Source organism: Amycolatopsis mediterranei, from assembly GCF_026017845.1.
Lineage (GTDB): Bacteria > Actinomycetota > Actinomycetes > Mycobacteriales > Pseudonocardiaceae > Amycolatopsis > Amycolatopsis mediterranei.
The window spans coordinates 7,854,887-7,874,745 of record NZ_CP100416.1 but is presented as its reverse complement, the minus strand read 5'-3'; the positions used below and the strand labels follow the sequence as shown (position 1 = coordinate 7,874,745).

At 72.2% G+C, this 19,859-nt stretch carries 14 protein-coding genes; all 14 read left to right on the top strand.

What is annotated here, in order from left to right:
* Positions 1–68: 68 nt before the first annotated feature.
* The 14 genes from ISP_RS35290 (at position 69) to ISP_RS35225 (ending at position 19,848) form a co-directional block, all read left to right on the top strand.
* Positions 69–1,052 (top strand): DUF1702 family protein, encoded by a 984-nt coding sequence (locus ISP_RS35290; protein WP_071831508.1) that lies wholly within the window; start codon positions 69–71, stop codon positions 1,050–1,052.
* Positions 1,049–3,022 (top strand): CRTAC1 family protein, encoded by a 1,974-nt coding sequence (locus ISP_RS35285; protein WP_013228637.1) that lies wholly within the window; start codon positions 1,049–1,051, stop codon positions 3,020–3,022. The genes ISP_RS35290 and ISP_RS35285 overlap by 4 nt, the downstream gene beginning before the upstream one ends.
* 1 nt (position 3,023) lies before the next feature.
* The gene (locus ISP_RS35280; protein WP_013228636.1) at positions 3,024–4,028 is read left to right on the top strand and encodes a hypothetical protein; all 1,005 of its coding nucleotides are present in this window, start codon (positions 3,024–3,026) and stop codon (positions 4,026–4,028) included.
* Complete coding sequence (locus ISP_RS35275; protein ID WP_013228635.1) at positions 4,025–5,398, top strand: cytochrome P450; 1,374 nt, start codon at positions 4,025–4,027, stop codon at positions 5,396–5,398. The genes ISP_RS35280 and ISP_RS35275 overlap by 4 nt, the downstream gene beginning before the upstream one ends.
* A gap of 34 nt (positions 5,399–5,432) precedes the next feature.
* A complete protein-coding gene (locus ISP_RS35270) occupies positions 5,433–6,002 on the top strand; it encodes a DUF5987 family protein (RefSeq protein ID WP_013228634.1) in 570 nt (189 codons plus the stop codon).
* Entirely contained in the window at positions 5,999–7,651 is a 1,653-nt protein-coding gene (locus ISP_RS35265; protein ID WP_013228633.1) for a GMC family oxidoreductase, read from the top strand. Before ISP_RS35270 ends, ISP_RS35265 begins: the two co-directional genes overlap by 4 nt.
* A 44-nt stretch (positions 7,652–7,695) precedes the next feature.
* Complete coding sequence (locus ISP_RS35260) at positions 7,696–8,769, top strand: carboxymuconolactone decarboxylase family protein (RefSeq protein ID WP_176742109.1); 1,074 nt, start codon at positions 7,696–7,698, stop codon at positions 8,767–8,769.
* Positions 8,770–8,959: 190 nt separating this feature from the next.
* A complete protein-coding gene (locus tag ISP_RS35255; protein WP_013228631.1) occupies positions 8,960–9,766 on the top strand; it encodes a TIGR03084 family metal-binding protein in 807 nt (268 codons plus the stop codon).
* A gap of 247 nt (positions 9,767–10,013) precedes the next feature.
* Positions 10,014–15,842, top strand: coding sequence for a type I polyketide synthase (locus ISP_RS35250; protein ID WP_071831510.1), 5,829 nt, complete (start codon positions 10,014–10,016; stop codon positions 15,840–15,842).
* A gap of 2 nt (positions 15,843–15,844) precedes the next feature.
* On the top strand, positions 15,845–16,297 hold the full coding sequence (locus ISP_RS35245; RefSeq protein ID WP_013228629.1) for an acyl-CoA thioesterase: 453 nt from the start codon (positions 15,845–15,847) through the stop codon (positions 16,295–16,297).
* A gap of 1 nt (position 16,298) precedes the next feature.
* On the top strand, positions 16,299–16,871 hold the full coding sequence (locus ISP_RS35240; protein WP_013228628.1) for a flavin reductase family protein: 573 nt from the start codon (positions 16,299–16,301) through the stop codon (positions 16,869–16,871).
* 13 nt (positions 16,872–16,884) lie between these two features.
* Entirely contained in the window at positions 16,885–17,916 is a 1,032-nt protein-coding gene (locus ISP_RS35235) for an SDR family NAD(P)-dependent oxidoreductase (RefSeq protein ID WP_013228627.1), read from the top strand.
* A gap of 55 nt (positions 17,917–17,971) precedes the next feature.
* Positions 17,972–18,139 carry a DUF6222 family protein gene (locus ISP_RS35230; protein WP_014467534.1) on the top strand — a complete coding sequence of 56 codons (168 nt, stop codon included), beginning with the start codon at positions 17,972–17,974 and terminating at the stop codon, positions 18,137–18,139.
* The gene (locus ISP_RS35225; protein WP_013228626.1) at positions 18,136–19,848 is read left to right on the top strand and encodes an acyl-CoA carboxylase subunit beta; all 1,713 of its coding nucleotides are present in this window, start codon (positions 18,136–18,138) and stop codon (positions 19,846–19,848) included. The genes ISP_RS35230 and ISP_RS35225 overlap by 4 nt, the downstream gene beginning before the upstream one ends.
* The last annotated feature ends 11 nt before the right edge of the window (positions 19,849–19,859 follow it).

Here is a 19,859-nt window from a genome sequence, read left to right as displayed (position 1 = left end):
AACAGCGGATCTGTGACCGTAGAACGAAGAAGTGAACCGTCCTATCCGACCCTAAGGGGGAGAGTGCGTTGGGCAATGGTTGGCGCACGCTGAGACGTCGCATCCTGACTCCGAACGTCTCGGAAACCTTGCTGGAGAAGCGGGGCTTCCACCGGAAGAGCCCAGCCGCTCAGGAACGGCTCGAGACGGTCGGGGAGAAGTTCCTCCTCGGGTACGCCCACGCCGTCGAAGCGAAGTCGGTCGAGCAGGCCGAAGAATGGCTCGAGCGCATTCCGGCGCAGTTCCGCGGCTTCGCCTACGAAGGCGCGGGAATGGGGTACGGCGTCCTCGACGGGCTGCCGTTCGGCAAGAGCACGAACATCGCCGAGTTCCTGGCCGGCCCCGGCGAGAAGCACGACTACATCATCTACGTCGGGGTCGGCTGGGCCATGTGCCGGCTCCCGCGGTTCGCGTGGCCGAAAGCGTCGGCGTTCGACCCGCTGCTGCGCTGGCTCGTGCTCGACGGCTACGGCTTCCACCAGGCTTACTTCAAGACCGACTCCTACATCCGGAACCAGTACCAGGAGCAGGGATTCTCCTGGCCGGACCGGCGCTACGACGGTTACGCGCTGCGGGCCATCGACCAGGGCATCGGCCGGGCGCTGTGGTTCATCTGCGGCACCGACGTCGAGCTGGTGGCCAAGACGATCGAGGAGTTCCCCGAATCGCGCCACGGCGACCTGTACGCCGGGGTGGGACTCGCCTCGACCTACGCGTGCGGGGTCACCGCCGACGAGCTGGCGGAACTGGTCGACCGCGCCGGGATCCACCACGGGCAGCTGGCGCAGGGGAGTGCTTTCGCCGCCGAGTGCCGGGTGCGCTCGGGCCTGATGATCCCGGAAACCGAGATGGCGGCCCGGGCGATCTGCGGCGTGTCCGCCGAACGCGCCGCGGCCATCACCCAAGAGGTCCGGCCGGCCGTGGTCGTCGACGGCGACGACGTCCCGGCCTTCGAAACCTGGCGGCAGCGGATCGCCGAAGAAGTGCTGACCCACGGAGGGAAGAACAAATGACCGCGACCTTCGGCTGGCTGCGCAGGCAGCTGGCGGGCATCGTGGCGCTGGCGCTGATCCTCGGCCTGTTCCTGGTCGCGCGGTTGCCCAGTGTTTCGGCCGCCGAACAGGACCAGATGGCGGACAAGTTCCACTTCACCCCGATGACGATCGCGCTGCCCGCGGCGGCGAAGTCGCAGTCGATCCGGACGGTGAACAAGGAATACGAGAAGATCGCCGCCTGGATCTCCTCGGTCGGCGCCGCGATCGCCATCAACGACATCAGCGGCAGTGGCAAGCCGAACGACCTCTGCCTCGTCGACCCGCGCAGCGACCAGGTCGTCATCACGCCGGCGCCGGACTCCGGCCCGCGCTACGCGCCCTTCGCGCTCGACCCGGCGCCGGCGCTGCCGACGTGGGACTACATGGCGCCGATGGGCTGCGTCCCCGGTGACTACAACGAGGACGGCCGCACCGACGTCCTGGCCTACTACTGGGGCCGCACCCCGGTGCTGTTCCTGCAGAAGGCCACCGCGACCAAGTTCGACGCCTCCGCGTTCCAGCCGACCGAACTGGTGCCGGGCAACAACCGGGGCCCGGACGGCAAGTACACCGGCCCGCTGTGGAACACCGACTCCGTCACCATCGGCGACTTCGACGGCGACGGCCACGTCGACGTCTTCGTCGGCAACTACTTCCCGGACAGCAAGGTCCTGGACCCGAACGCCGACGGCGGCATCACGCTGAACCAGTCGATGTCGCACGCGACGAACTCGGGCGCCAAGTACATCTACCGCTGGACCGGGGCCACGGCCGGGGCGAACCCGAGCGCCCGGTACGCCGACGCTTCCCAGGGCATCCCGGAGAGCGCGCGCCTCGGCTGGACGCTGGCCTCCAGCGCCACCGACGTCGACGGCGACAACCTGCCGGAGCTCTACATCGCCAACGACTTCGGGCACGACCACTTCCTGTACAACAAGTCCACGCCGGGCCACATCGAGCTGGCCGAGGTCACCGGCGTCCGCGGGATCACCGACCCGAAGTCGAAGGTGCTGGGCCACGACTCGTTCAAGGGGATGGGCGTCGACTTCGGCGACCTGAACCACGACGGTCTCTACGACCTGTTCGTCAGCAACATCGCGACGTCGTGGGGCATCGAAGAGTCGAACTTCCAGTTCATGAACGAGGCCAAGGACAACGCGGACCTGACCAAGCAGTTCAAGGACGGCGTCGCACCGTTCCACGACGACAGCGCCGAGGGCCGCACGGCGTGGTCCGGCTGGGGCTGGGACGTCAAGATCCAGGACTTCAACAACAGCGGTGACAACCAGATCGCGCAGGCGACCGGGTTCGTCAAGGGCCAGGTCAACCGCTGGCCGAACCTGCAGGAGATCGCCACCGCCCACGACGGCCTGCTGTCCAACCCGTTCTGGTGGCCGAACGCGCGCGCCGGTGACGACATCGGCGGTGACCAGACGCTGCACTTCTACGTGAAGGGTTCGGACGGCCGGTACGCCGACCTCGCGCCGAAGCTCGGCCTGGCGGTTCCGGTCCCGACCCGCGGCATCGCCGTCGGTGACACGAACGGCGACGGCCTGCCCGAGTTCGCCGTGGCGCGGCAGTGGGAGGAGCCGATCTTCTACCACAACGACAGCCCGAACTCCGGCAAGTACCTGCAGCTGAAGCTGACCACCGACGCCCCGGTGGCGCCCGGCCCGCTGCCCGCGGCCGGCGTGCCGGCGATCGGCGCCCAGGTCACGGTGACCACCTCGGACGGCAAGAAGTACCTCGGCCGGGTCGACGGCAGCAGCGGGGAGGCCGGCCGGCGCAGCTTCGACGTCCAGATCGGCCTCGGGCACGACGTCACCGGCCCGCTCGACGTGCACCTGCAGTGGCGGGACCGGACCGGGCAGCTGCGGACGCAGAATCTGAAGCTCGAACCCGGTTGCCACATGTACCAGCTCGGCTCCACGGCGAAGGAAGCGATGTGACATGGCCACCCCGACCCTGACCAAGGTGGACAGTGCGCCACCGAAGCGGACCAACAAGGTCATCACCGCGCTGCGGCGGTTCGCGATCTCGATCACGATCTTCAACATCGTCGGCTACACCGTGCTCGGCTTCGAGCAGCCGTGGCTGTACCCGTTCGTCGCGCTGGCGACCGCGTACACCACGGAGATCGTCCTCGAGATCATCAACGCCCGGGTGACCCAGCGCGACGTCCGGTTCCGGGGCGGCGGGTTCAAGGGGCTGGCGGAGTTCCTCCTGCCCGCGCACATCACCGGCCTCGCGCTCAACATGCTGACCTACGTCAACGACCAGATCCTCGTGATGATGTTCGGGGTCGCCGTCGCGGTCGGCACCAAGTGGATCCTGCAGGCGCCGGTGTACGGCCGGATGCGGCACTACATGAACCCGTCGAACTTCGGCATCACGATCATCCTGCTCGTGTTCCCGTGGGCCAGCATCGCCCCGCCGTACCACTTCACCGAGCAGATCCCCACCTGGGGCGGCTGGCTGATCGTCGGCATCATCATCGTGTCGGGCACGGTGCTCAACGCGCTGCTGACCGGCCGGATGTGGCTGATCGCGGGCTGGCTGAGCTTCTTCGTCGTCCAGGCGTTCGTCCGCGGCTGGCTCTTCGACACGTCGATCTCCGGCGCGCTGGCGATGGGCACCGGCGTCGCGTTCGTGCTCTACACCAACTACATGGTGACCGACCCGGGCACGTCGCCGTCGAAGCCGGCCTCGCAGTTCGCCTTCGGGGCCGGCGTGGCGCTCGCGTACGGCTTCTTCATCGCCGTGCACGTGGCCTACGGGCTGTTCCTGGCCACCGCGGCCGTCTGCCTGATCCGGGGCATGTTCCTGTGGGGCCTGCACTTCTCGAACAAGGCGCGGATCAAGTTCGAGGCCGACCAGGCCGCGCAGAAGGCCAAGCTGGAGATCGCGTCGCCGGTGGAGACCGGTGACGAGCAGCCAGGGGCCATTGCGGCATGACCGGTTCCCAGCACCGAGCCCGGGCGGCGCGCACCGCGCCGCCCGGGCCGCCGCGCCGGGCGACCCTCCGGTTGCTGAAGCAGCTCTTCACCGACCGGCTCGCCCTCATGGGCGACAACGCCGAGACCTACGGCGACGTCGTCCGCATCGCCATCGGACCGAAGGCGATGTACCTGGTGAACCACCCCGACCTGGCCAAGCACGTCCTGGCGGACAACGCCGGGAACTACCACAAGGGCATCGGCCTGCAGGAGGCCCGCCGGGCCCTCGGCGACGGCCTGCTCACCAGCGACGGGGAGACCTGGCGCAAGCAGCGCCGGACCATCCAGCCGGTGTTCCAGCCCAAGCGCATCTCGCGGCAGGCCGCCGTCGTCGCGTCCGAAGTGGACGCCCTGATCAAGCGGCTGGCCGCGCACGACGGCCCGGTCGAGATCCTGCACGAGATGACCGGCCTGACCCTCGGCGTGCTCGGCAAGACGCTGCTCGACGCGGAACTCGGCGGCTACGAAACGCTCGGCCACTCGTTCGAGGCCGTGCAGGACCAGGCCATGTTCGAGGCGGTCACGCTGAGCGCGGTCCCGCAGTGGGTGCCGCTGAAGAAGCAGCTGGAGTTCCGCACCGCGCGCGACGACCTGCGCCGGATCGCCGACGAACTGGTCGACCAGCGGCTCGCGAACCCGATCGAGGGCGGCGAGGACGTGCTGTCGCGGCTCATCCAGTCGGGGTCCGGGGACGGCGCGTCGCGTGAACGCATGCGCGACGAGCTGATCACCCTGCTGCTGGCCGGGCACGAGACGACGGCGAGCACGCTCGGCTGGGCGTTCCACCTGATCGACGAGCACCCGGAGGTCGGCGAGCGGCTGCACGCCGAAGCCGTCGAGGTGCTCGGCGACCGGCTGCCCGAGCACGAAGACCTGCGTCGCCTGACCTACACGGTCGCCGTCGTCGAAGAGGTCATGCGGCTCTACCCGCCGGTGTGGCTGCTGCCGCGGATCGCGCAGGCCGACGACGAGATCGGCGGGTACCACGTGCCGGCCGGGTCCGACGTCGTCGTCGTGCCCTACACGCTGCACCGGCACCCGGAGTTCTGGACCGACCCGGAGCGCTTCGACCCGGGGCGGTTCACCGCCGCGGAGCGGCCGCCGCGGTACGCGTACCTGCCCTTCGGGGCCGGGCCGAGGTTCTGCATCGGCAACAGCCTCGGGGTGATGGAGGCGGTGTTCGTGCTGGCGCTGGCCGCGCGCGACCTGGAACTGCACAAGGTGCCGGGCAAGGTCGTCGAACCCGAGGCGATGCTCTCGCTGCGGGTGCGCGGCGGGCTGCCGATGACCGTGCACCCGCGGGCGGGAGCCACGCGCAAGGCGGCGTAATTCTATTGTGGACATTCGACGAGGAGGTAGGCCGGTGCAACCCGAGGCCACCGAAGAAGAACGCTTCAAGAACATGACCCTCGAGGCCTACGCGGACACGATCGTCCCGGGGGAGAAGCGGTTCCCCGAAGACCGGGCGGTCGCCGGGGCCGCGCCCGGCCCCGGCTCGGTCGCGGCGGGTGCGCTCGACCTGCTGAACTTCGACGCGACCGGCGTCACGGCCGGCCTGCCTTACCTCGCGCAGTCGCTGAACGACCACGCGAAGTCCTACGCGGGCGAGGTGGAGCTGGAACTCGACCACGACGTCCCGCCGTTCGTCGCGCTGCCCTACGCGCATCGCCGCGAGCTGGTCAACCGGCTGACCACGCCGGGGCACCCGGAGAAGGACGGCTGGGTCAGCCTCGCGCTGTTCTGCAACATGGCCTTCGACAGCGCCGCGCACCTGCACACCGCCGAGGCCATCCGCAACGGCCACCCCGGCCTGCTGGCCCTGGGGTACACCGCCCCGGACGCCGACGGCTTCTGGCGGTTCCCGAAGTACGGCTACGGCCGCAAGCTGGCCGAGATCCACCCGGACACGACGCCCTCGGGGAGCCCCGCATGACTGCCATCGACCAGACCGACGTCGTCATCGTCGGCAGCGGATTCGGCGGGTCCATCCCCGCCTACCACCTCGCAGCCGGTGGGGCCAAGGTGACCGTGCTGGAGCGCGGGCCGTGGCTGGCGGCCGACGACTTCGAGCACGACTACCTGCTCGGCTCGTCCTACACGCGGGCGTTCGACTTCGTCGTCGGCGACGGGATGAGCGTGCTGGGCGGCAACTGCGTCGGCGGCGGCAGCGTGGTGTACTTCGCCGCGATGCCGCGGGCGCCGCGGTTCGTCTTCGAACGGCACGGCAGCATCGGGCGCCGGATGTGGCCGCAAGCCATCTCCCGCGACAGCCTGGAGCCGTGGTACGACCGCGTCGACGAGTCGCTCCCGGTGTCCACTCAGGACTGGAGCGACGTCTCCTACGCCGGCGGGCTGTGGGCCGCGGCCTGCAACCACTCCGGCCGGACCGCGAACCCGGCGCCGGTGGCCGTGGACAACAAGACCTGCGTCAACTGCAACTTCATGATGGCCGGCTGCAAGTTCGACGCCAAGCGGTCGATGCTGACGAACTACCTGCCCGCCGCGCTCGCGCACGGCGCCCAGATCCGGCCGCTGCACGAGGTCCAGCGCCTCGAGCGGACCGAGGACGGCGGCTACCGCGTCTACTTCGACCTGATCGACGAAGAGGACTACCGGGTCCACACCGGCAGCGGCGTGATCGAGGCGAAGGTCGTCATCATCGCCGCCGGTGCCGGTGCGACCCCGGTGATCCTGCAGCGCTCGGAGGCCGCGCTCGGCACCATGCCGCACGGCGTCGGCCGGTACTTCTCCGGCAACGGCGAGCGGCTCAACACCGCGATCATCGACGAGGACCGCGTCCGCGAGGTGCTCGGACTGTCCCGTGAGGACGGTCCGGTGTACTCGGCCAACCACATCGGCAAGGGCCCGACCGTCGCGAACTGGGACAAGCTCGACGGGTCGCTGCCGGAGTACGAGCGGTACTCGCTGGAGCAGCTGTACTTCCCGCCGGGCTTGGGCACGATCCTCGCCCAGGCGCCGGGCGGCGAGGAGCCGCGCTGGTACGGGGCGGAGAAGAAGGAGATCCTCAAGCAGTGGGCCAACTGGCTGACGATCTTCCTGATGACCGAGGACGACAACGAAGGCGTCTTCGGCACCCCGCCGCCCACCGGCAACGCCTACCGCATCTCGCAGCAGATGCTCGGCCGCGGCCCGCTGCGCTACGACCCCACGCCGAACACCCGCCACGGCTGGGCGCTCGCGGACGCCGACTGCAAGGCGATCATCGAGAAGGACGGCCTGGCGAAGGTCTCGCCGTGGACCAACGACGTCGTCGGGGCGTACACGGTGCACCCGCTGGCGTCCTGCCGGATCGGTGACGACGAGGCGACGTCCGCGCTGCACCCGAACCACGAGCTGCGCAACCACCCGGGCATCTTCGTCACCGACAGCGCGTCGGTGCCGGGCGCGCTCACGGTGAACCCGGCGATGACCATCGCCGCGCTCGCCGAGCGCTCGATCCCGGGCATCGTCCGGGAGCTGCAGTCGCGCGGCGTCGACGTCAAGTACGGCGCGCCGTCCCCCGACGGCTCGATCACCGGCCGCCGGGCGGTGTCCAAACTGGACCTGGTCGCCGGGAACTGACGAAACTCGTGATGCCCGTCTGAGCACGCTCTTTGGGAGGGAACATGGCACCGGGAGTGGTTCGGGTTGCGCTGCGGCGGACCTTGCGGGACGTGAAGTACGTCGATGTGGTGCCGCCGCGGCAGGCGCGGGGGCTCGTGCGGGAGGTCTACCGGCAGGTGGAGCGGGACTTCGGGATGCTCGCGCCGCCGGTCGCGCTGCACTCGGCCGCCCCGGACGTGCTCGCCGCCGCGTGGCTGATGCTGCGGGAGTCGCTGATCGCGGGCGGGACGGCGAGCCGGGCGGACAAGGAGGTCGTCGCGGCCGCGGTGTCGGCGGCGAACTCGTGCCCGTACTGCGTCGAGGTGCACGGGATGGCGCTCGGCTCGCTGGGTGAACCGGACGCCGCCGCGGCCATCGCGGCCGGCGACACCGGGGGCATCGCGGACCGGGACACCCGGGAGCTGGCGGCCTGGGCGCGGGGTGCGGGACAGTTGCCGGCGGACGTGCCCGCCGGCGCCGTCGCCGAGTTCACCGGCGTGGCCGTGACGTTCCACTACCTGAACCGGATGGTGAGCGTCTTCCTCGGCCCCTCGCCGCTGCCGGACGCCGTTCCGGCGTCGGCGCGGGCGAAAGCCAAGGCGGTCCTGGGCTTCCTGCTGAAGCCGGGGGCCGCGCCGCCCCCCGGCGAGGCGCTGGGCCTGCTGCAGGCCTCGCCGGTTGCGGGCCCGGACTGGGCCCCGCCGGGTGGCCCGCTCGCCGGTGCGTTCTCCCGGGCCGCGGCCGCGATCGAGGCGGCCGGGGAACGCTCGGCAGCGCCGCGCGTGCGCGACCTCGTCCGCCGGGAACTCAAGGCGTGGGACGGGAAATCGCCGGGGCTGAGCCGGGCGTGGGCCGAGCTGCCGGCCGCCGAGCTGCCGGGCAGCGAGCGGGCCGAGGGCCGGCTCGCGCTGCTGGTGGCCAAGGCGCCCTACCAGGTCACCTCGGCCGACGTCGTCGCGTTCGGCCCGGAACGCACGGGCGATCGCGGCCTGCTGGAACTGGTGTCGTGGGCGAGTCACGCCGCGGCCCTGGAGCTGGGCGGGCGCATGCCGGTCCGCCCGAGAAGAGAAGACCCGCCGCGCCGCGGCGGGCGATGATCGCAGAGTCGGATCGACCGCCGGGAGGCGCAGAACCGGGCACACCGAAGATCCGCCGGTCGTGCCGCCACCCCGGGCGGGAACCGATCCGCTCAGGCGCCGCCGCGGAAGGTGGCTCACCCCCAGACCCGCCTTCCGCGTCGGCCGTCCGACCCAGCAGCACACGTCGCACCGGTGAGAGGACAGACAGGTGACAGACACCACGGGCGTGATCGACGACCTGACCGCCGAGGGCGCCGCAGTGGACGCCCTCGTCGCCGACCTGCCGGAGGCCGGGTGGGACGCCCCCAGCCCGGCGCCGGGCTGGACGGTGCGCCACCAGATCGCGCACCTCGCGTTCATCTTCCGGATCGCCGGCCTCGCGGCCGCGCAGCCGGAAGCCTTCATCGAGATGACCAAGGCCGTCGCGAACGTCGGCTTCGACAACGCGGTCGAAGCCGCGCTGCAGGAGTTCATCCACGACCCCACCGAGGTGCTGCTGAGTCGCTGGCGCGCCGAGCGCGACGCCGCCATCAAGGCCCTCGCGGCGGTGCCCGGCGACAAGCTGGTGCCGTGGCTGGTCAACCCGCTGCCGCCGTACGTGCTGGCCTGCGCCGGGATGATGGAGCTGTTCGCGCACGGCCAGGACGTCGCCGACGCGCTGGGCGTGCGCATCGAACGCACCGACCGGATCAAGCACCTGGCCGGGTTCGCCGTGCGGGTGCGGGACTTCGGCTACGAGGCGCGGAACCTGACGCCGCCGGCGGAGGAGTTCCGGTTCGAGCTCACCGCGCCCTCGGGCGCGCTCTGGACGTTCGGGCCCGCGGACGCGCAGCAGCGGGTGACCGGCAGCGCCGAGGACTTCTGCCTGCTCGCCACCCGGCGGCGGCACCGCTTCGACCTCGACGTACGGGCGAAGGGCACGCTGGCGGACCAGTGGCTCGACATCGCCCAGGCTTACCGCGGGGCGGCGGGCGAGGGGCGCCGCCCCGGCCAGTTCGGCCCGCGACCGTCCTGAGCAGACAGTGCGGATCCCTTGTCCGAGCGTGCTGACGTGCGGGCGGGGGCAGGGAGAAAGAAGACGGTCCGCGCCACCGGAGGAGATGCTGGACTCCGGTGGCCCGGCGGACCGGGTGAACCGGGCCGCGGCGCCGCCGCGGCCCGAAGGCGGAGACGGCGGCGGGACCGGTGTCCCGCCCGCAGGACAGCGGGGACCTGATGGTTCCGGTGATACGGGGCTCGAGAGCCAGTGGGAGTGCGGTGGCATGAGCGTAGAGCGGATTTCGATCGTCGGTATCGGTCTCCGATACCCCGACGCGAGTTCTCCGGAGGAGCTCTGGGAAAACGTGCTGGCCGGGCGCCGGGCGTTCCGGAGGCTGCCGGACGAACGGATGAACCGGGCGGACTACTACTCGCCGGACCCGAAGGCGCCGGACCGCTTCTACGCGCAGAAGGCGGCCGTGCTGCGGGACTACGAATTCGACCGGGTCGCGCACAAGGTGGCCGGCAGCACCTTCCGGGCGACCGACACGACGCACTGGCTGGCGCTCGAGGTGGCCGCCCAGGCGCTCGCGGACGCCGGCTTCCCAGCGGCCGACGGCGCGCCCAAGGCCAACACCGGCGTCGTCATCGGCAACAGCCTGACCGGTGAGTTCTCCCGGGCCAACATCATGCGGCTGCGCTGGCCGTACGTGCGCCGCACGGTCGCGGCGGCGCTGACCGCCCGCGGCTGGGCGGACGACGAGACCGCGGACTTCCTCCGCGCGCTCGAAATCCAGTACAAGGAGCCGTTCCCGGAGATCAACGAGGACACCCTCGCCGGTGGCCTGGCGAACACGATCGCCGGCCGGGTGTGCAACTACTTCGACTTCGCCGGCGGCGGCTACACCGTCGACGGTGCCTGCTCGTCCTCGCTGCTTTCGGTGGTGACCGCGGCCAACGCGCTCGTCCAGGGCGACCTCGACCTGGCCATCGCCGGCGGTGTCGACCTGTCGATCGACCCGTTCGAGGTCATCGGCTTCGCGAAGACCGGCGCGCTGGCCAAGCGCGAGATGAAGGTCTACGACGCCGACTCCAACGGCTTCTGGCCCGGTGAGGGCTCGGGCATGCTGGTCCTGATGCGCGAGAGCGACGCGCTGGAGCAGGGCCGGCGGATCTACGCGTCGATCGGCGGCTGGGGCGTTTCCTCCGACGGCAAGGGCGGCATCACCCGGCCCGAGGCGGCCGGGCACCGGCTGGCCCTCAAGCGCGCCTACGCCCGCGCCGGCTACGGCGTGGAGACCGTCTCCTACTTCGAGGGCCACGGCACCGGCACCGCGCTGGGCGACGCCACCGAGATCGAGGCGCTGTCCACCGCCCGCCGCGACGCCGACCCGCTGGCCAAGCAGGCCGCGCTGTCGACGATCAAGGGCAACATCGGGCACACCAAGGCCGCGGCCGGGGTGGCCGGCCTGATCAAGGCGACGCTGGCGGTCTACCACCAGGTCATCCCGCCGGCCACCGGCCACTACGAGCCGCACGAGTCGTTGACCGGCACCTCGGCACGCATGTTCGTCCCGAGCGACGCGCTGCTCTGGCCCGAGGACCAGCCGGTCCGCGCCGGGGTGTCCGCGATGGGCTTCGGCGGCATCAACTCCCACGTCACGGTGACCGAGGCGCCGACCGCGCCCCGCCGCCGCGAGCTCGACGAGCGGGCCCGCACGCTGGTCGCCGGCCGGCAGGACGCCGAGCTGCTGCTGTTCGAAGCCGACGACGTCGCCACCCTGCGCGGCGACATCGCCGCGGCGCTGGAGGTCGTGCCGAAGCTGTCGTTCGCCGAGCTGACCGACTTCGCCGGCGAGCTGGCGAAGAAGCTGTCGGGCAAGCCGGTGCGCGCCGCGGTCGTCGCGGCGAACCCGGAGCACGCCGAGCGGAAGCTGACGAAGCTGCTCGAAAAGCTCGAATCCGGCGACTCGGTCTTCGACGCCGGCGACGGCATCTTCGCGAGCAGCCGCGGCACCGCCCCGAAGATCGGCTACCTGTTCCCCGGCCAGGGATCCGGGCGCGGCGGCGACAGCGCGCTGCGCCGCCGGTTCACCCTCGCCGAGGAGATCTTCCAGGCCGCGGCGCTGCCGGTGGCCGGCGACCAGGTCGCCACCGAGGTGGCGCAGCCGCGGATCGTCACCGGTTCGCTGGCCGCGCTGCGGGTGCTGCGCTCGTTCGGCATCGAGGCCTCGACCGCCACCGGGCACAGCCTCGGCGAGCTGACCGCCCTGCACTGGGGCGGCGCGCTCGACGAGCGCGGGCTGCTCGAGCTGGCCAAGGTGCGCGGCAAGGTGATGGCCACGACGACCGGGGACGGTACCGGCGCGATGGCCGGGATCGCCGCGTCGCCGGGCCGCGTCGAGGAACTCGGCCTGGGCACCGACGTCGTCATCGCCGGCTACAACGCGCCGGAGCAGACGGTGATCTCCGGGCCGGCCGAGGCGATCGACCGCATCGTCGCCCGGGCCAAGGCCCAGGGGGTCGGCGCGACCCGCATCAAGGTCTCGCACGCCTTCCACTCGCCGGCCGTCGAGCCGGCCGCGAACGCCATGACCGAGCGGCTGGGCGAGTTCCGCTTCGCCCGGCTGGAGCGGCCGGTCGTCTCGACCGTCAGCGGTGACGTGCTGCACGCCGCGGAGAACCTGCCCGAGCTGCTGCGCGACCAGATCGTGCTGCCCGTCCGCTTCCGCGAGGCCGCCGCCAAGGTGGCCGAGCGCAGCGACCTGGTGGTCGAGGTCGGCCCCGGCCGGGTGCTGACCGGGCTGTTCGAGGAGATCGCGCCGGAGACCCCGGTGCTGGCGATCGACACCGACAACGCGTCGCTGCAGGCCCTGCTGCGGGTCGTCGGCGCGGCGTTCGCGCTCGGCGCGCAGATCACGGTGGACGCGCTGTTCGAGGGCCGCGTCGTGCGCGCCCTGCCCGCCGACGGTGTGTACAACTTCCTGTCCAGCCCGTGCGAAGCGGCGCCGTCGATCGACAGCGAGCTGGCCGCCGAGCTGGCCGCGGAGCAGGCACAGGCCGCCGAGACCGACGCCGCCACCGGCGACGGTGGCACCGGTTCGACGCTGGACCTGCTGCGCAAGCTCGCCGCCGAGCGCGTCGAGCTGCCGCTGGAATCCGTCACCGCCGACACCCACCCGCTCGACGACCTGCACCTGTCGTCGATCACCGTCGGCCAGCTGGTCAACGACGTCACCCGGGCGCTCGGCCGGCCGGCGCTGGAGGGCATGCCGAACTTCGCGACGGTGTGCCTCGGTGAGCTCGCCGAGATGATCGACGAGCTGGCGCAGACGGCGAAGCCGTCCGACTCGGGGGCCGGCGAAGCCCCGGGTGTCGGCCCGTGGGTCCGGCCGTTCGCGGTCGAGTACGTGCCGGCCCCGCGGCCGCCCGCGGACATCCCGCCGGGCACCGGGCAGGCCGACTGGCGGGTCTTCGCGACCGCGAGGCACCCGCTGGCCGAACCGCTGCGGGCCGCGCTCGCCGCGTCCGGGGTGGGTGACGGCGTGCTGCTCTGCCTGCCGGCGGACTGCGACTCCAGCCACGTCGGGCTGTTCCTCGACGCCGGCCGCGCGGTCATGGCCGCCCCGAACGGCACGCGCTTCGTGGTGGTGCACCACGGCTACGGCGCCGCCGGCCTGGCCAGGACCCTGCGCCTGGAGGACCCCTCGGCGAAGACGACGATCATCGACCTCGCCGACCCCACCCCCGCGGGTGCGGACGCCATCACCGAAGCCGTGCACACCGTGGTGGCCGAGGTCGCCGGGACCACGGACTTCACCGAAGCCCGCTACGGCGCCGACGGCGGGCGCACGGTGCCGCGGCTGTCCGCGCTGCCGGCCCCCAAGGCCGGCCCGATCCGCGAGTCGCTGGACTCCTCCGACGTCCTGCTGGTCACCGGCGGCGGCAAGGGCATCACGGCGGAAAGCGCGCTGGCGCTGGCCAAGGACTCCGGTGCGAAGCTGGGCCTGCTGGGCCGCAGCGACCCGGAGACCGACACCGAGCTGGCGGAGAACCTCGACCGCATGGAGGCCGCGGGCATCCGCTACCGCTACGAGCGCGCCGACGTCACCAGCGCGCCGCAGATCGCGGACGCGGTCGCCCGGATCCAGGCCGACCTCGGCCCGGTTACCGCGGTGCTGCACGGTGCCGGCCGCAACGAGCCTGCCGCTCTGTTCAGCCTGACCGAGGACAGCTTCCGCAAGACCCTCGCGCCGAAGATCGGCGGTCTCAACGCGGTGCTCGCCGCGGTGGACCAGGACAAGATCAAGCTCCTGGTCACCTTCGGCAGCATCATCGGCCGGGCGGGCCTGCGCGGGGAAGCGCACTACGCCACGGCCAACGACTGGATGACCGAGCTGACCCTGCGCTTCGGCCAGGAGCACCCGAAGGCGCGGGCGATCGCGCTGGAGTGGTCGGTCTGGTCCGGTACCGGCATGGGCGAGAAACTCGGCGTGGTCAGCGCCCTGATGCGCGACGGCATCACGCCGATCCCCACCGAGGAGGGCATCACCATCCTCCGCCAGGTGCTGGCCGACCCGGCCGCGCCGCCGGTGCTGGTGGTCTGCGGCCGCACGTCGGGACTGGCCACGCTGCCGATCCAGAAGCGGGAGCTGCCGCTGACCCGGTTCGTCGACCGTGCCATCGTGCACTACCCGGGGGTCGAGCTGATCACCGAGGCCGACCTGTCCGACGGGGCGGACCCGTACCTGACCGACCACCTGCTGGACGGGCAGCTGCTGTTCCCCGCGGTCATCGGCATGGAGGCCATGACCCAAGCCGCGGCCGCGACGCTGGACCGCACCGGCACCCCGGTGCTGTCGGACGTCGAGTTCCTCCGGCCGATCATCGTCTCGCCGGGCGGCTCGACCACGGTCCGGCTGGCCACGCTGGCCCGCGACGCCGACACCGTCGACGTCGTGATCCGCAGCGAGGAGACCGGCTTCAGCGCCGACCACTTCAAGGCGCGGCTGAGCTTCGCCCGGCCGGCGGAGATCGGCGAGCAGGTGACGCGCGACGTCGCGCTGCCGCCGGTCCCGGTGGAGCCGATCAGCGAGCTGTACGGCTCGGTCCTGTTCCAGGGCAAGCGGTTCCAGCGGGTCCTCGGTTACCGGCGGGCGAGCGCCCGGCACGCGGTCGCCGAGATCGCGACGAGCGCGGACCACTCCTGGTTCGCCCCGTTCCTCCCGCAGGAGCGGCTGCTGGCCGACCCGGGCACCCGCGACGCGATGATGCACGCGATCCAGTGCTGCGTCCCCGACGCGACGCTGCTGCCCCAGGGCATCGAGAAGCTGTACCTGGCCGAGCCGGGCCGCCAGCACGACGAGTACGTCCTGCTGGACGCGAAGGAACGGTCACAGGACGGCGACAGCTACGTCTACGACCTCGACGTGCGCAACCCGGACGGGACGCTGGTCGAGCGCTGGGAAGGCCTGAAGCTGCGCGCGGTCCGCAAGCGCGACGGCGCCGGGCCGTGGGTCCCGTCGATGCTCGGGTCCTATGTGGAGCGTGCGTGCGAGCGGCTGCTCGGCGGGACGCGGGCGGTCGTGCTGGAGCCGGACCCGGCCGGGCACCCGGCCGAGGGCGTCGCCGAGCGGCGGGCGCAGACCGCGCTGGCCGCGGGCCGGGCGCTCGACCGGCCGGTCGAGGTCCGGTACCGCCCGGACGGCAAGCCGGAGTGCGACGGCGGTGTGCACGTCACCGCGTCGCACACCTCGGAGCTGACCCTCGTGGCCGCCGGCCCCGACCAGGTCGCCTGCGACATCGAGACGGCGATCGAACGCACCGACGAGGACTGGGCCGGGCTGCTGGGCGAGGAACTGCTCGCCCTCGGCCGCCTGCTGGCCGCGGACACCGGGGAACCGATCAGCGTGGCCAACACGCGGGTCTGGAGCGCTCTGGAGTGCGTCCGCAAGACCGGCTCGATGACCCAGGCGCTGACCGTGCGCCAGGTCGACGCCGACGGGTGGGCGCTGCTCGCCTCCGGCAACGCCCGGATCGCCACGTGGTCGACGACGGTCAACGACCGGACCGACCCGATCGTCTTCGCCGTGCTGCACGCAGAGGGGAACTGAGAATGTCCGACTACTACGAGATCCGCCACACGGTCGGCTTCGAGGAGACCAACCTGGTGGGCAACGTCTACTACGTGAACTACGTGCGCTGGCAGGGCCGCTGCCGCGAGATGTTCCTCAAGGAGAAGGCCCCGGCGGTGCTCGAGGAGGTCCGGCACGACCTCAAGCTGTTCACCCTCAAGGTGGAGTGCGAGTTCTTCGCCGAGATCACCGCGTTCGACGAGCTGTCCATCCGGCTGCGGCTGGAGGAGCTCACCTCGACGCAGATCCAGTTCGCCTTCGACTACGTCCACCTCACCGAGGGCGGCGACGAGCGGCTGGTGGCGCGGGGACGGCAGCGGATCGCCTGCATGCGCGGGCCCAACACGGCCACCGTGCCGTCGCGGGTCCCCGAGCAGCTGCGCGAGGCGCTGGTGCCGTACTCGACGGCCGCGGTCAACGGCAAGGGAGCCTGAGGTGGGTGACGAGCGAGAGTCCTCCGAGACGACCGTGCTCAAGCGCCTCCGGCCGTCGCCGGCGCGCCGCGGTTTCTCGCCCCAGCCGGGGCTGCGCCAGGTGATGGCGCAGTTCGCCACCGGCGTGACGGTCCTGACGGCGGGCGGGGAGGACGCGCACGGGATGACCGCGAACGCGTTCTCGTCCGTCTCGCTGGAACCCCCGATGGTGCTGTGCTGCGTGTCGAAGGCGGCTCGCATGCACAGCTCCATCATCACGGCGGGGGCGTTCGGCGTGAACATCCTCGCCGCCGGGCAGCAGGACCTGTCGAAGTACTTCGCCGACTGGCGCCGGCCCGACGGGCTGGCCCAGTTCGACGCCGTGGGCTGGACGCCGGGGGCGCACACCGGTGCCCCCCTGCTCAACGGGACGCTGGCCTGGCTGGAGTGCGAGCTGGCCGAGACGCTCGAGGGTGGTGACCACTCGATCTTCCTCGGCCGGGTGGTCGCCACCAGCCGCGGCACCGGGGACCACGCCCTGGTCTTCTACGGCGGCGGCTACCACGAGGTCGACGGGCGCGCCCGCGCGGCGTGAGGGGAGCGGAGTCATGGTGATCGCGGTGACCGGCGGGACCGGGTTCCTCGGTGCCCACACGGTCGCGCTGCTGGTGGCGGCCGGAGCCCGGGTGCGTGTGCTCGCCCGGGTCCCGGCCGCTGGGAGCGTGCCGGACGGCGTCGAGGTCGTGCCGGGCGACGTCACCGACGAGGCGGCGGTCGCCCGGCTGGTCGCGGGCGCGGACGCCGTCCTGCACGCGGCCGGCGTCTACTCGTTCGACAGCCGCCGCCGGGCCGAGCTGGCCCGGGTGAACGTGGCCGGCACGGAGACGGTGCTGGCGGCCGCGCGGGCCGCCGGCGCCGGGCGGATCGTGCACGTCTCGACCGTGGGTGCGCTGTACCCGGCGGACGGCAGCATCGGGCCGGAGACGCCGGTGGGCACGTCGCGGGAGCCGTACCTGGCGGCGAAGGCCGCCGCGGAGCGGATCGCGCGGCGCCACCGCGACGAGGGTGTCCCGGTGACGATCGTCTACCCGCCGGCGCTGCTCGGGCCGGCGGACCCGCGGCTGGGCGACCAGAACGCCCGCCTGCGCGACCTGCTGCGCGGGCTGATGCCGTTCTGGCCGTCCGGCGGGCTGCCGATCGGCGACGTCCGCGACACGGCCGCCCAGCTGGCGGCGGTGCTGACGGCCCCGGGGCCGGTGGGGCCCGCGTACTTCGGGCCCGGCCACTTCGTGACCACCCGCGATTACCTGGACCTGGTCCGCACGGCGACCGGCCGCCGGCTGCCCGCGGTGTTCCTCCCGCCGGCGCTCCTGACCCCGGTCGGGCGCCTGGGCGGCCTGCTGCAGCGGGTGTGGCCGTGGCACATCCCGGCGGAGCACGGCGCGATCCACGTCTGCGCCGTCGCCCAGCCGGTCGCCGCCACGGCCCCGGACGCGGGGGTTCCGGCCCGCCCGGCGGCCGCGACGGTGACCGACACCGTTCGCTGGCTGCACGACGCCGGCTTGCTGACCGCCCGGCAGGCGGGCCGCGCGAGCTCCCGCGAGTCCGTCGCAGCGCCTGCCACCGGGCGTTCCCGCTGATTTGCCCGCCGCTCCCGGGAAGGCCGGGGGCGCCTCGACCGGAGGAGGTCTCGATATGACTGCCAGCGACGCCACCGCTGCCACCGACCACGTGCGGTGGGTGCCCGAGCCCGCCGAGGCTCCGGTGCGGCCGATGCCCCGGCTCGGGCGCGGCATCGTGTGGTCCGACATCGTCGCCGAGATCGAGCGGGACGACCTCGCGCGGGCCCGGGATGCCGCGTGAGCGGATCGCACGACAACGCCGCCCGGCAGCCGGACGACGACGCCGAGGTGGTGCCGGTTCCCAACGGGAGCCGGCGGTCCCGGCCGGTGCGCACCGGCGAGCCGGGCGAGGCGCGGGTCATCTCGCTGACCCGGCCCGCGGGCGCGGAACCGCCCACGGCGCCGGACATGCCGCTGCTGCGGCAGCGGCGCGAGGAACTGCGCGCGCACATCGCCGAGGGGCGGCTCGACGCCGTCCGCCGTCAGCACTCACTGGGCAAGCTGACCGCTCGCGAGCGGCTCGCCCTGCTCCTCGACGACGACTCCTTCCTGGAGCTGGAGCCCTACCGGCGGCACCAGGCGGCCGGACCCGGTCTGTCCGGGAACCGCCCGCACACCGACGGCGTGATCGCCGGCTCCGGCACCATCGACGGCCGGCGCGTGTTCGTCTACGCCCAGGACTTCACCGTGTTCGGCGGTTCGCTCGGCGAAGCGCACGCGGCGAAGATCCACAAGGTGCTCGACCTCGCGATCGCCAACGGCGCCCCGGTGATCGCGCTCAACGACAGCGGCGGTGCGCGGATCCAGGAGGGCGTGCTCGCGCTCAACGGGTACGGCGGGATCTTCCGCCGCCAGGTCGAGGCGTCCGGCGTGGTGCCGCAGATCAGCGTCGTCCTCGGCCCGTGCGCCGGCGGTGCGGCGTACTCGCCCGCGCTGGCCGACTTCACGTTCATGGTCCGCGACACCTCGCGGATGTACCTGACCGGCCCGGACGTGGTCGCGGCGGTCAGCGGGCACCTGGTGTCGCACGAGGAACTCGGCGGTGCCGACGTCCACGGGTCGTACTCCGGTGTCGCGACGGTGGTGCACGACGACGAGCAGAGCTGCCTCGCCGACGTCCGGTACCTCGTTTCGCTGCTGCCGGCCAACTACCTGGAGCCGGCGCCGGAAACCGCCGAGATCGGCGCCCGCGACGACTACCGGCCGCGGCTCGCGGAGATCGTGCCTGCCGAGCCGAACCGGCCCTACGACATGCGCGAGGTGTTCGCCGAGCTCGCCGACGACGGCGAGTTCTTCGAGCTGCACGAGAGCTGGGCCCGCAACGTGCTCTGCGCGCTGACCCGGATCGACGGCCGGGTCGTGGGGTTCGTCGGCAACCAGCCGTCGGTCTTCGCGGGCGTGCTGGACGGCCCGGCGTCGCAGAAGGCGGCCCGGTTCGTGCGGTTCTGCGACGCCTTCGGCATCCCGCTGGTCAGCCTGGTGGACGTGCCGGGCTTCCTGCCGGGTGTCGAGCAGGAACGCGGCGGCATCATCCGCCAGGGCGCGCAGCTGCTGCACGCCTACTGCGAGGCGACGGTCCCGCGCATCCAGGTGATCCTGCGCAAGGCGTACGGCGGCGCGTACATCGTGATGGACTCCCGGTCGATCGGCACCGACCTGTCACTGGCGTGGCCGACCAACCAGATCGCGGTGATGGGCGCGGAGGGTGCGGTGAACGTCCTGCACCGCCGCGACCTCGCGACGGCAGCCGACCCGGCGGCGTTGCGAGCGCAGCTGGTCGGCGAGTACACCCAGGAGTACCTGAACCCCCAGTACGCGGCGGAACGCGGCCTGGTGGACGACATCATCGACCCGGCGGAGACCCGCGCGGCACTGGCCAGGGGCCTGGCGATGCTCCGCGACAAGCGAAAGCCGCCCCCGGCCCGCAAGCACGGCAACCAGCCGATCTGACGGACCGCGGG

What these genes read in the sequence shown, in the direction of transcription:
- ISP_RS35265 (WP_013228633.1), top strand. Translation starts at nt 5,999, where the DNA reads ATGACTGCCATCGACCAGACCGACGTCGTCATCGTCGGCAGCGGATTC.
- ISP_RS35280 (WP_013228636.1), top strand. Translation starts at nt 3,024, where the DNA reads ATGGCCACCCCGACCCTGACCAAGGTGGACAGTGCGCCACCGAAGCGG.
- ISP_RS35235 (WP_013228627.1), top strand. Translation starts at nt 16,885, where the DNA reads ATGGTGATCGCGGTGACCGGCGGGACCGGGTTCCTCGGTGCCCACACG.
- ISP_RS35250 (WP_071831510.1), top strand. Translation starts at nt 10,014, where the DNA reads ATGAGCGTAGAGCGGATTTCGATCGTCGGTATCGGTCTCCGATACCCC.
- ISP_RS35275 (WP_013228635.1), top strand. Translation starts at nt 4,025, where the DNA reads ATGACCGGTTCCCAGCACCGAGCCCGGGCGGCGCGCACCGCGCCGCCC.
- ISP_RS35245 (WP_013228629.1), top strand. Translation starts at nt 15,845, where the DNA reads ATGTCCGACTACTACGAGATCCGCCACACGGTCGGCTTCGAGGAGACC.
- ISP_RS35230 (WP_014467534.1), top strand. Translation starts at nt 17,972, where the DNA reads ATGACTGCCAGCGACGCCACCGCTGCCACCGACCACGTGCGGTGGGTG.
- ISP_RS35260 (WP_176742109.1), top strand. Translation starts at nt 7,696, where the DNA reads ATGGCACCGGGAGTGGTTCGGGTTGCGCTGCGGCGGACCTTGCGGGAC.
- ISP_RS35285 (WP_013228637.1), top strand. Translation starts at nt 1,049, where the DNA reads ATGACCGCGACCTTCGGCTGGCTGCGCAGGCAGCTGGCGGGCATCGTG.